Raw genomic sequence first — 11,496 nt, forward strand, 5'->3', positions numbered from 1 at the left:
CGTGGTGAAGGTCGAGCTGAGCGAAGCGAACGTGAACGGCCCGCTGCGCAAGATCGGCGCCATCGACCTGCTCAACATCGCCGACCCGAACAAGCTCTCGCGCAAGCCGCTGGTCAATGGTGCGCTGAGCTTCCCGTTCTTCACCATCGAGAACGTGGACCTATTCGATGCCACGCACATCGTGGTCGGCAACGACAACAACCTGCCCTTCTCCAGCAGCCGCGAGCCGAACAAGGCCGATGACAACGAACTGATCCTGCTGGAAGTGGGGGCGTTTCTGAAGGCGCGCTGAACGTCCGCTGACCGCACTGCCCAGGCGGTTGTCGGGGCTACCACCCGCCCCGAGCAGACGTCCTTGAGCCGTCCTTCAGTCGCGCGGCAACCCGCGCAGCAACACGTCGCAGAAAAACTCCGACGGGGGTGAAAGCGGCAGATCGGGCCGGCGCACCAGGACAATGGCCGGCGCCGGCAACACCTCGCGCACCGGCACCACGTCCAGCACGTCGCGCGTCATGCCGAAGCTCATCCACTGTTTCGGCAGCATGGCCAGCAGGTCGGTGCGCGCCAGCGCCACCTGCACCGACAGCGCGGAGTGCGCGCGCAGCATCACGCGCGGCGCGTCCAGTCCGTGGGCGCCGAACAGGCGCGCCAGGTCTTCTTCCGCGTTGTGGTCGATGGTGGTGGCCGCCCATTCGGCACCGGCCAGCGCCTTGAGGCTGCGCACGCGTGCCAGCGGGTGGCCCTTGCGGCACACCACCACGCGCGTGTTGTCGCACAGGTGCTGCAGCGCCAGGCCTGGCGCGGGTTTGAGGCGCGGCGCGGCGCCCAGGTAGAAGTCGATGCTGCCATCGCGCAGCGCGCCCTCGACCGCGGGTAACAGGCTCTCGGTGATGCTCAGCTTGACCTTGGGGTAGGTGCGGCGGAACACCGGCAGCGCCTCGGGCAGCATGCCCAGGTGCGGCATGATGGACAGCGCCACCGAGACCGTGCCCTCGTAGTCCGGCCCGGGCTGCTGGACCTCTTCCCGCGCACGCCGTGCCTCGTTGGCGATCGCGCAGGCGCGGCGGTGAAAACGCACCCCTTCGGCCGTCAGCACCATGCCCGTGGTCTGGCGCGCAAACAGGTCCACCCCCAGCTCACGTTCCAGTGCCCGCACGCTGCGCGTGAGCGCGGGCTGGGGCATGTCCAGGCGGCGCGCCGCCGCGCGCAGGCTGCCGTGCTCGACGATGGCGATCAGGTGCTGGAGCTGTTCGAGTTTCATGGGGTGAGGGTGGTTGCGAGGGGATGCTGAAAACGTATCGCTTTGGATATCGGGCCATCTTATTGGAATCCCGTCTTCTGCCTAGAGTTCGCTGCACCCCATGCCCTGGGGCGCGATCGAACACACCAGACGGAGACAAGACATGCACATCAAGACCCGGCGCGGCTTCGCGCTGACCGCCCTCACCTGGATGGCCCTGGCGGCCACCGCCACGACCCCCACCGCCTTTGCCCAGAGCTGGCCCACCAAGCCGGTGCGCATGATCGTGCCGGCCGGGGCCGGCGCGGCGCCCGACGTGATCGCCCGCATCGTGGGCGAGAAGCTCGCCGCTGCCTGGGGCCAGGGCGTGGTGGTGGACAACAAGCCCGGCGCCGGTGGCATCCCCGGCATGTCGGCGCTGGCCAAGGCCGCCCCCGACGGCTACACCATCGGCTTCGTGCCGGCCGCCATGGGCACCATCACGCCGCTGGTGTTCAAGAACCCGCAGTTCAACCCCGACACCGAACTCAGCTCGGCCGCCACCGTGGGCATCAGCCCGCTGATGCTGGCGGTGCCCGCGTCCAGCGCCATCCATTCGGTGGCGGATCTCGCCAGGACTGCCAAGGCCAACCCCGGCAAGCTCAACTTCGCCGCGCCACAACTGAACTCGCTGCCGCACCTGGCCGGCGAGATGGTCAACAAGGCCGGCGCCATGGGCCTGTTCACCGTGCCCTTCCGCGCGCCGCCCGAGGCGGTCACCGCGGTGCTCTCCGGTGACGCAACGCTCACCATCGACGGCGTGCCCGGCCTGCTGCAGCACGTCAAGTCCGGCCGGCTGCGCGCCATCGGCGTGACCTCGGCCAAGCGCCTGCCTGGCATCGACGTGCCCGCCGTGGCGGAAACCTATCCGGGCTACGAGGCCATCGGCTGGTTCCAGATCATCGTGCCGGCCGGCACGCCGCAGGCCGTGATCGACCGCATCAACGCCGACGTGAACCGCATCACCGCCACGCCCGAGGTCAGCACCCGCCTCAATGAAATGGGCGTCTATCCGCGACAGGACAGCGTGGCCGCCGCGCGAAGCTTCTTCGACGAGCAGCAGAAAGCCATGAAGCGCCTCGTCGCGGACCTGGGCATCCAGGCCCAGTAATCCCCAGCCTTCGCAGCGTCAAGGCCCCGGACCGCCGGGGTCCGGACCCTGCACACTTTTTTTCAACCGGAGACCCTTCATGACACAACGCAAAAAAGCCCTCGTCACCGGCGGCGGCACCGGCATCGGCCGCAGCGCCGTGCTGACCCTGGCCCGCGCCGGGTTTGACGTCGCCATCAACTACGCATCGAGCGCCAAAGCCGCGCAGGCCGTGGCCGCCGAAGCCCAGGCCCTGGGCGCGCAAACCCTGCTGCTGCAGTGCGACGTGAGCGACGACGCGGCCGTGCGCCAGATGCTCGCCCAGGTGGGCGAAGCCTTCGGCCACCTCGATACCCTGATCAACAACGCCGGCACCACCGCGACCTGGAAGGTCAAGGACCTGGACAGCCTGGACATGGACGCCTGGGACCGCACCTTCGCGGTCAACGTGCGCGGCAACTTCCAGGTGACGCGCGCGGCGGTGGAGCTGCTGCGCAAGAGCAAGGAGAGCGGCGGCGAGCCCTGCATCGTCAACACCGCCAGCATCGTGGGCCTGCGCCCCGGCCCGCAGCCGCCACCGTACGCTGCCAGCAAGGCCGCCGTGGTGAGCCTGACCAAGATGATGGCCTGGAACCTGGGGCCGGACATCCGCGTGAACGCCGTCGCCCCGGGCTGGATGGAAGGCGACTGGATGGAACGCATGCTGGGCGACAAGTACGACGCGCTCATGGGCGCGCGCGCCAAGGCCACGCCGCTCAAGCGCTGCGTCACGGCCGACGACGTGGCCGAGGTGATGCTGAACCTGATCACCGGCATGCGCTTCGTCACGGGAGAAGTGGTCGTCATCGACGGCGGCTTCACGAGTTCCACGTAACACCCACGCAGCGCTGCGCGCGCCCCCCTTCAAGGGAGCGGCACTGGCCGTCCGGCAAAGCCGGCCCGGCGGTGCCCTGGACGTTGCCGCCGGCCAGACCGATTGCATTCATCGATTTTCAGGAGACTTCCATGCTTGAAGGATTCGTTCCCTTCCCCCCTGAGTTCGCCGCGCGCTACCGCGCCCAGGGCTACTGGCAAGACCGGTCGCTGGCGCAAGAGTTCGACGCCGTGTTCCAGCGCTACGCGGACCGCATCGCGCTGATTGACGGCGACGTGACGTTCACCTACGCCGAACTGGACCGCGTGAGCAGCAACCTTGCGCTCAACCTTCTGGAACTCGGCCTGCAGCCGCTGGACCGCGTGGTGCCCACGCTGCCCAACGTGCACGAGTTCGTGGTGCTGTACTTCGCGCTGCAGAAGATCGGCTGCATCCCGATCGCGGCCCTGGTCACGCACCGCTACGCCGAGATCAGCCAGTTCGTTCAACTGTCGGGCGCGACCACCGCGGTCTACCCCGACAGGGCGGGTGACTTCGCCTTCGCGCCGGTCATCAGCCGTGTGCAGGCCGAGAACCCGTCGCTGAAGTTCCGCATCGTGCTCGGCGAAGCCGGCGCGGGTGAAGTCTCGCTGCGCGAACTGATCCGCAAGCCCGCGACGCTGCCCGCCTCGCGCCTGAGCGAGATCCAGATCGACCCGACCGACCCCTGCATCTTCCAGCTCTCGGGCGGCACCACGGGTATCCCCAAGCTCATTCCGCGCACCAACAACGACTACGCCTACAACTCCAAGGTGGCGGCCGAGGTCTGCGAGATCACGCCCGACTCGGTGCTGCTGCTGGTGCTGCCCATCGCGCACAACCTGCCGCTGGCCTGCCCGGGCATCCAGGGCTTTCTGTTCAAGGGCGCCAAGGTGGTCCTGCACGGCAACACCAAGCCGGTGGAGATGTTCGCGTTGATCGAGAAGCACCAGGTCACGCACCTGAAGGTGGTGCCAGCGCTGCTGATTCGGCTGATCAACGACCCCGCGGTGGAGAACTACAACCTGTCGAGCCTGAAGCTGATCCAGAGCGGCGGCCAGCGCATGCAGCCCGAGGTGCGCGCGAAGACGCGCGCGCTGATCCCCGGCGTGTTCGTGCAGGAGAACTTCGGCATGTCCGAAGGCACGCTGATGTTCGTGCGCGCCAGCGACCCGGAAGAAGTGAAGCTCGAAACCTGCGGCCGCCCGGTCTGCCCGGACGACGAGGTGCTGCTGCTCGACGATGACGGCCGCGAGGTGCCCGATGGCGAGGTGGGCGAGTTCACGGTGCGCGGCCCCTACACGCTGCGCGGCTACTACGGCGTGCCCGAGTACAACGCGCGCCAGTTCACGCCCGAGGGCTTCTACCGCTCCGGCGACCTGATGCGCAAGCATCCCAGCGGCAACTACATCGTCGAGGGTCGCAAGAAGGACCTGATCAACCGCGGCGGCGAAAAGATCAGCGCCGAAGAGGTGGAGAACCTGATCCTCATGCACCCTGCCGTGCAGAACGTGGCCTGCGTACCCATGCCCGACGCGGCCATGGGCGAAAAGATGTGCGCCTTCGTGATCCTCAAGGCCGGCCAGACGCTGCACCTGAAGGAACTGGTGGGCTTCCTGCTGACCAAGGAAATCGCCAAGTTCAAGCTGCCCGAGCGGCTGGAGGTCTTGTCCGACTTCCCGGTCTCCACCTTCGGCAAGGTCTCCAAGAAGGCCCTGGGCGAACTGGTCGCCCGCAAGCTGCAGGACGAACAGGCCGCCGCCGCTGCCCACTGAACCCATTCAAGAAGAGACACACCATGCGCATCATCGACCTGCACTGCTACCCCGGCACCCCCACCTGGATCGAATCACAAGGGCCCTACCCGGCCGAACTGGCCCGCTACTGGAAGCGCGACTGGGTGGGCAAGAGCGAAGCGGACGTGATCGCCGAGTTCACCGGCGCGGGCGTCGAGGCCTGCCTCGTCGCGCTGGACCTGGAGACCACCGTGGCCGCCCCGCCCTGCACCAACGAGTACGTGCACGGCATGTGGAAGCGGAACCCACAGCGCGTGATCCAGTGCTGGGGCGCGGTGGAGCCGGCCAAGGGCGAGATCGCCATGATCCAGGCCCGCAAGGCGATCAAGGAGCTGGGCTTCATCGGCTTCCACTTCCACCCCATCATGCAGCACTTCGCCGTGAGCGACCGGCGCTACTACCCGCTGTTCGAAGAGATCAACGCGATGGGCGCGGCGGTGATGGTGGACGTGGGCACCACCGGCATGGGCGCCGGCATGCCCGGTGGCAACGGCGCCCTGGTGCGCCACGCCCACCCGGAGCACATCGACCAGTTGGCCGCTGACTTCCCTCAGCTGAAGATCATCATGGCCCACCCCGGCTGGCCCTGGGTCGACGAGACCACGGCCGTCGCGCTGCACAAGGGCAATGTGTACTGGGAGATGTCGGGCTGGGCACCCAAGCACTTCCCGGGCAACCTCAAGGTCGACATCCGCGGCCGGCTGCAGGACAAGATCATGTTCGGCAGCGACTACCCCAGCCTGCCCTACGAACGCATCCTGCGCGAGTGGGACGAGCTGGGCTACAAGCCCGATGTGATGGAGAAGATCATGCACGGCAACGCCGAGCGCGTGCTGGGTCTGTGAGCGCGAACAGAGGACCCTCCCGACCATGAACAAGCTGCTGCGCACCGCGACCCTGGCCATGTCCTTTTCCACCCTGCTGACCGCCTGTGGCGGTGGCGACAGACCCGCCCCCTACAACGCCGCGCAAGACCTGGTGACCGTGAGCGGTGGCACCGTGCGGGCCGCGGCGGACTCCACCGCCGGTCTGCGGGTGTTCCGCGGCCTGCCCTTTGCGGCCCCGCCGGTGGGGACCTTGCGCTGGCGGGCGCCGCAACCGGTCGTGCCCTGGAGCGGCGTGCGCAGCGGCGACAGCTTCTCCTCCGCCTGCGTCATGGGCGACCGCCCCCCCGGCCGGCCAGGTTCCATCCTGTTCCAGCAGACCGAAGCCCAGAGCGAGGACTGCCTGTACCTCAACGTCTGGACCGGTGCACCCGCCGGCAGTGGCGAGCGGCGCCCGGTCATGGTGCTGCTGCACGGCGGCGCCTACCAGCTGGGTGCCGGGTCACAGCCCAACTACAACGGCCGCGGGCTGGCCAGCAAGGGTGCGGTGGTGGTCACGCTGAACTACCGCCTGGGCCCGCTGGGCTTCCTCGCCCACCCGGCGCTGAGCGCCGAATCGGCCGACGGCAGCTCGGGCAACTACGCGCTCAAGGACGCCATCGCCGCGCTGCAATGGGTCCGGAACAACATCGCGCAACTCGGCGGCGACCCGGCCAACGTCACGCTCTACAGCGAGTCTGCCGGCTCGGGCCTGGCCAGCGTGCTGCTGGCCTCGCCCCCGGCAGCGGGGCTGTTCCACAAGGTCGTGATGGGCAGCCTGGCCGCCCTGCCCGCGGGCACGCCCAACACCACCCTGGCCCAGGCCGAGACCGCCGGCCAGACGTTTGCCAGCAACCTGGGCGCCGCCGACCTGGACGCACTGCGTGCACTGCCCGCCCAGACCCTGATGGCCGGTGCCGGCTCGGTGATCGGCCCCATCGTGGACGGCACCGTGCTGGCTGACCAACTGGACCGGCTCTACGCCGCCGGCCAGACCCACGACGTGCCGCTGCTGCTGGGCTGGAACGCCGATGAGGGCACGCCCTACCCGCCCTTCGCCACCACGCTGGCGGCCTACAACAGCACGGTCGACGCGCGCTATGGCAGCCTGGCCGCCGACTTCCGGGCGGTCTACCCGGTGGCCTCGGACGCCGACGTACTGGCCATGGCCTACGCCCCCATGCGCGACAACCTGTTCGCCTGGCAGCCCTGGACGGTGGCCCGCGCCCACGCGGCGCAGAACCGCTCGGCCACCTACCTGTACTTCTTCACCCGCCGACCGCCCTACTACCCGGACCAGAACTTCAACGGCCAGAGCTCGCCAGACAAGTTCGGCGCCTACCACTCGCTGGAGCAGGTGTACCTGTACAACAACCTGGACGTGAGCGCGCCGGCCCGGCCGTACACCGAGGTGGACCGGCAACTCGCCGACATGGCCTCCAGCTACCTCGTCAACTTCGCTCGCAGCGGCAACCCCAACGGAACCGGCCTGCCGGTCTGGCCGCGCTTTGTGGACGACAGCAGCCCGGCCATGGAACTGGGCGACACCGTCGCACCGGTGGCCGTACCGTTCCGACCGGCGCTGGCCTTCTGGGACCGCTTCTACACGCAGGGACTGGGCCGCCCCCTGCCGTTCTGACCCTTTCACGAGAATCCTCATGCTCAATGCCTTTCTTTGCGACGGCGTGCGAACGCCGATCGGCCGCTACGGCGGCGCCCTCTCCGGTGTGCGCACCGACGACCTGGGCGCCATCCCCATCCGCGCCCTGATGGCCCGACACCCGGGGTTGGACCCGGCGCTGATCGACGAACTGGTCTACGGCTGCGTCAACCAGGCCGGTGAAGACAACCGCAACGTGGCGCGCATGAGCGCGCTGCTGGCCGGCCTGCCGGTGGAGGTGCCGGCGGTCACGGTCAACCGGCTCTGCGGCTCGGGCCTGGAAGCCGTGGCGCAGGCGGCGCGCGCGCTGCACGCCGGCCAGGCGCAACTGGCCATCGCCGGTGGTGTGGAGAGCATGAGCCGCGCGCCGCTGGTCATGCCCAAGCCCACGGCTGCGTTCTCGCGCCACGCCGAGGTCCACGACTCCACCATCGGCTGGCGCTTCGTCAACCCGCGCATGGACGAGCTACACGGCACCGACGCCATGGGCGAGACGGCCGAAAACGTGGCGCGCGAACACAGCATCTCGCGCGCCGACCAGGACGCGTTTGCGCTGCGCAGCCAGCAGCGCGCGGCCGCTGCCATGCGCTCGGGGGTGCTCGCTGGGGAAATCACGCCGGTCGACGTGCCGGGCCGCAAAGGCGCGGTCACGCAGGTCACCGAAGACGAGCATCCGCGCGCCGACACCACGGGCGAGAGCCTGGCCGCGCTCAAGCCCGCTTTCCGCCAGGACGGCAGCGTGACCGCCGGCAACTCGTCGGGCGTGAACGATGGCGCGGCGGCGCTGCTGCTGGCCAGCGAAGCGGCGGTGGCGCGCCACGGCCTGCGCCCGCTGGCGCGCATCGTCGGCTACGCCAGCGCCGGCATCGCGCCGCGCGTCATGGGCTTCGGACCGGTGCCCGCGGTGCACAAGCTGCTGGCGCAGACCGGTCTGCGCGTGAGCGATTTCGACGTGATCGAACTCAACGAAGCCTTCGCTGCGCAGGGCCTTGCCGTCACCCGCGCGCTGGGTATTCCCGACGACGCGCCACACGTCAACCCCCACGGCGGCGCCATCGCTTTCGGCCACCCGCTGGGCATGAGCGGCGCGCGCCTGGTGCTCACCGCCGCGCGACAGTTGCAGCGCACGGGCGGCCGATACGCGCTTATCACCATGTGCGTGGGCGTGGGCCAGGGCGTGGCGATGGCCATTGAACATGTGGGAGACAACGCATGACAGCCCCTCTGCTCATCACCCGCCACGGCCACGTGGCGCTGGTCATGCTCAACCGCCCCGACACGCGCAACGCGCTCAGCGGCGAAGAGATGTTCGCGGCCTTCGAGTCGCTTGTGGACGACCTCAACGCCGACCTGTCGGTGCGCGCCGCCGTGCTGACCGGCGCGGGCACCGCCTTCTGCTCCGGCGGGAATGTGGCCGAGATGCGCGACCGCACCGGCATGTTCGCGGGTTCGCCCGAGGAGATCACCGAACGCTACCGCCAGGGCATCCAGCGCATTCCGCGCGCGCTGGCCCGGCTGCAGGTGCCGCTGATCGCGGCGGTCAACGGCCCGGCCATCGGCGCCGGCAACGACCTGGCCTGCATGTGCGACCTGCGCATCGCCTCGACCACCGCACGCTTTGCCGAGAGCTTCGTCAAGGTCGGCATCATCCCCGGCGACGGCGGCTGCTGGCTGCTGCCGCGCGTGGTCGGCCACGCCAAGGCGGCCGAGCTGGCGCTGACGGGCGACACCATCGCCGCCGACGAAGCCCAACGCATTGGCCTGGTTTCGCGTGTGGTCGGGCCCGACGAGCTGCTGCCCGAAGCCCTGGCCCTGGCCGGCCGCATCGCCGCCAACCCGCCGCAGGTGCTGCGCTGGACCAAGCAGCTGCTGCAGCAGGCCCGCACCGGCACGCTGGAAGAGGCGCTGGACGCCGCCGGCCGGCTGCAAGGTCTGGCGCACCACACGGCCGACCATGCCGAGGCGGTGGCTGCCTTCTTCGAGAAGCGCGCGCCGGTGTTCAGCGGGGGCGCCGTATGAGCGCCGTCGCCGACAGCCCGCTGCTGGAAGAACACCCCGCCGAGGGTGTGGTGCTGCTGCGCATCCACCGGCCCGAGGTGCTCAATGCGCTCAACCTCGCGCTGCGCCGCGCGCTGGCCGAGGCCTTCCGGCGCCTGGACGCCGACCCGGCCGTGCGCGTGGTGGTGCTGACCGGCGGCCCCAAAGCCTTCTGCGCCGGTGCCGACCTGGGCGAGTACGTGGACGCCAGCCCCATCGACCTGTTGCACCGCCGGCACGACCTGCTCTGGGGCGCGATCGCAGCGTGCAAAAAGCCGGTGATCGCGGCGGTGCGCGGCCACGCGCTGGGCGGCGGCTGCGAGCTGGCGCTGCATGCCGACCTGATCCTGGCCGGGCGCAGCGCGCGCTTCGGTCAGCCCGAGGTGAAGGTGGGCATCATGCCCGGCGGCGGTGCGACGCAGCGCCTGACACGCGCGCTGGGCAAACACGGCGCCATGAAGCTGCTGCTGCTCGGCGAGCCCATCGATGCCGACACCGCGCAACGCATCGGCCTGGTGTCCGAGGTGCTGGACGACGAGGCGGTGGAGCCGCGTGCGCTGGACCTGGCCCAGCAACTGTGCGAACTGCCCGCCGTGGCGCTGCGCCTGGTCAAGGAATCGGTGCTGATGGCGATGGAAACGCCGCTGTCCGCCGGACTGGAATTCGAGCGCAACGACTTCCAGACCGCGTATGCAAGCCCCGACAAACACGAGGGCATGCGGGCCCGACTGGACAAACGGCCAGCGCGCTTCAACCAGAACTGAGACGGAGGCGACCGCCCCGACTCAGAAAGTCTCTGTGTCGACTTCGCTGTTGGCCTGGGCGTTGTAGCGGTCGCCGTGCACCGTGTGCTGGTTGATCAGCGCGTTCAGGCGCGCGATCACGTCGGCCGACAGCGTCACGTTCACCGCACCGAGGTCGTCCATCAGGTGTTCGACGCTGGTGGTCCCGGGAATGGGCAGGATGTCCTGGCCCTGGTGCAGCAGCCACGCGATGGCGAGTTGCGAGGGTGTGCAACCCACCTCGGCCGCGATGGCGTTGTAGGCCGGCAGCAGGGCAGCGTTCTTCGCGTAGTGGTCCGGCGCAAAGCGCGGCATGCTGCGGCGGATGTCCTTGGCGTCGAAGGCGTTCACGTCCATCGGGGCGCACAGGAAGCCGCGCGCCACCGGGCTGAAGGCCACGAAGCTCACGCCCAGCTCGCGGCAGGCCTGCAGCACCGCGATCTCGGGGTTGCGCGTCCACAGCGAGTATTCGGTCTGCAGCGCGGCGATGGGGTGCACCGCGTGGGCCTTGCGCAGCGTGGCGGCCGACACTTCAGACAGACCAATGCTGCGGATCTTGCCGGCGCGCACCAGGTCGGCCAGCGCGCCCACGCTCTCTTCGATCGGCACCGCCTTGTCCCAGCGGTGCAGGTAATACAGGTCGATCACGTCGGTCTGCAGGCGGCGCAGCGCGTCTTCGCAGGTGGCCTTGATCGTATCGGGGCGGCCGTCGATCACGCGCACCTTCACGCCCTGGTCGTTGGGCACGCCCTGCATGCCGCACTTGCTGGCCAGGGTGAACCGGGAGCGGTGCTTTACCAGGTATTGGCCCACCAGCGTTTCGCTGGCGCCAAAACCGTAGAGTGCCGCGGTGTCGAAGTGGGTGACGCCGGCGTCCAGCGCGGTCAGCAACACGCGCTCGGCCTGCTGCTCGCTGACCGGTGCGCCGTAGGCGTGGCAGATGTTCATGCAGCCCAGGCCGATGGCCGAGACCTGGAAAGGGCCGAGTTGGCGTTGTTGCATCGTTGGTTTCCTCGTGGCACGCAAAAAGGGGTCAGAGCACATCACCGCTGCGCGGCGAGTGGTCCGACCCCATTTTGCTTTGGGTGAGCGTCAAG

Annotated in this window: 10 protein-coding genes and 1 pseudogene; 9 read left to right on the forward strand and 2 right to left on the reverse strand. The window is 69.1% G+C overall.

From position 1 onward, the window contains the following. Nucleotides 1-292 (forward strand): annotated as a pseudogene (locus ACR2JA_RS12265) (esterase-like activity of phytase family protein); the annotation flags it as partial. Nucleotides 293-367: 75 nt separating this feature from the next. On the opposite strand, the gene ACR2JA_RS12270 reads toward ACR2JA_RS12265, so the two are convergent. Beyond that, nucleotides 368-1,261 (reverse strand): LysR family transcriptional regulator, encoded by an 894-nt coding sequence (locus ACR2JA_RS12270; RefSeq protein WP_434009363.1) that lies wholly within the window; start codon nucleotides 1,259-1,261, stop codon nucleotides 368-370. Nucleotides 1,262-1,403: 142 nt separating this feature from the next. On the opposite strand from ACR2JA_RS12270, the gene ACR2JA_RS12275 reads away from it, so the two are divergent. The 8 genes from ACR2JA_RS12275 (at nucleotide 1,404) to ACR2JA_RS12310 (ending at nucleotide 10,381) form a co-directional block, all read left to right on the forward strand. Next, a complete protein-coding gene (locus tag ACR2JA_RS12275; RefSeq protein WP_434009364.1) occupies nucleotides 1,404-2,390 on the forward strand; it encodes a Bug family tripartite tricarboxylate transporter substrate binding protein in 987 nt (328 codons plus the stop codon). 79 nt (nucleotides 2,391-2,469) lie between these two features. Beyond that, entirely contained in the window at nucleotides 2,470-3,243 is a 774-nt protein-coding gene (locus tag ACR2JA_RS12280) for an SDR family NAD(P)-dependent oxidoreductase (protein ID WP_434009365.1), read from the forward strand. Between the two features lie 131 nt (nucleotides 3,244-3,374). Beyond that, nucleotides 3,375-5,036 carry a (2,3-dihydroxybenzoyl)adenylate synthase gene (locus ACR2JA_RS12285; protein ID WP_434009366.1) on the forward strand — a complete coding sequence of 554 codons (1,662 nt, stop codon included), beginning with the start codon at nucleotides 3,375-3,377 and terminating at the stop codon, nucleotides 5,034-5,036. A 23-nt stretch (nucleotides 5,037-5,059) separates the two neighbouring features. Further along, complete coding sequence (locus ACR2JA_RS12290; protein WP_434009367.1) at nucleotides 5,060-5,902, forward strand: amidohydrolase family protein; 843 nt, start codon at nucleotides 5,060-5,062, stop codon at nucleotides 5,900-5,902. 25 nt (nucleotides 5,903-5,927) lie between these two features. Beyond that, nucleotides 5,928-7,559 carry a carboxylesterase/lipase family protein gene (locus ACR2JA_RS12295; protein WP_434009368.1) on the forward strand — a complete coding sequence of 544 codons (1,632 nt, stop codon included), beginning with the start codon at nucleotides 5,928-5,930 and terminating at the stop codon, nucleotides 7,557-7,559. Between the two features lie 19 nt (nucleotides 7,560-7,578). Further along, nucleotides 7,579-8,796: a 3-oxoadipyl-CoA thiolase gene (gene pcaF / locus ACR2JA_RS12300; protein WP_434009369.1), complete on the forward strand. Its 1,218-nt coding sequence runs from the start codon at nucleotides 7,579-7,581 to the stop codon at nucleotides 8,794-8,796. Beyond that, nucleotides 8,793-9,599, forward strand: a complete 807-nt coding sequence (locus ACR2JA_RS12305; RefSeq protein ID WP_434009370.1) for a crotonase/enoyl-CoA hydratase family protein — start codon at nucleotides 8,793-8,795, stop codon at nucleotides 9,597-9,599. Before pcaF ends, ACR2JA_RS12305 begins: the two co-directional genes overlap by 4 nt. After that, nucleotides 9,596-10,381 carry an enoyl-CoA hydratase-related protein gene (locus ACR2JA_RS12310; protein ID WP_434009371.1) on the forward strand — a complete coding sequence of 262 codons (786 nt, stop codon included), beginning with the start codon at nucleotides 9,596-9,598 and terminating at the stop codon, nucleotides 10,379-10,381. The genes ACR2JA_RS12305 and ACR2JA_RS12310 overlap by 4 nt, the downstream gene beginning before the upstream one ends. Nucleotides 10,382-10,402: 21 nt before the next feature. Here ACR2JA_RS12310 and ACR2JA_RS12315 read toward each other — a convergent pair whose 3' ends face one another. Continuing rightward, on the reverse strand, nucleotides 10,403-11,401 hold the full coding sequence (locus tag ACR2JA_RS12315; RefSeq protein ID WP_434009372.1) for an aldo/keto reductase: 999 nt from the start codon (nucleotides 11,399-11,401) through the stop codon (nucleotides 10,403-10,405). Nucleotides 11,402-11,496 lie beyond the last annotated feature (95 nt).

The organism is Hydrogenophaga sp., from assembly GCF_051007235.1.
Taxonomy (GTDB): domain Bacteria; phylum Pseudomonadota; class Gammaproteobacteria; order Burkholderiales; family Burkholderiaceae_C; genus Hydrogenophaga.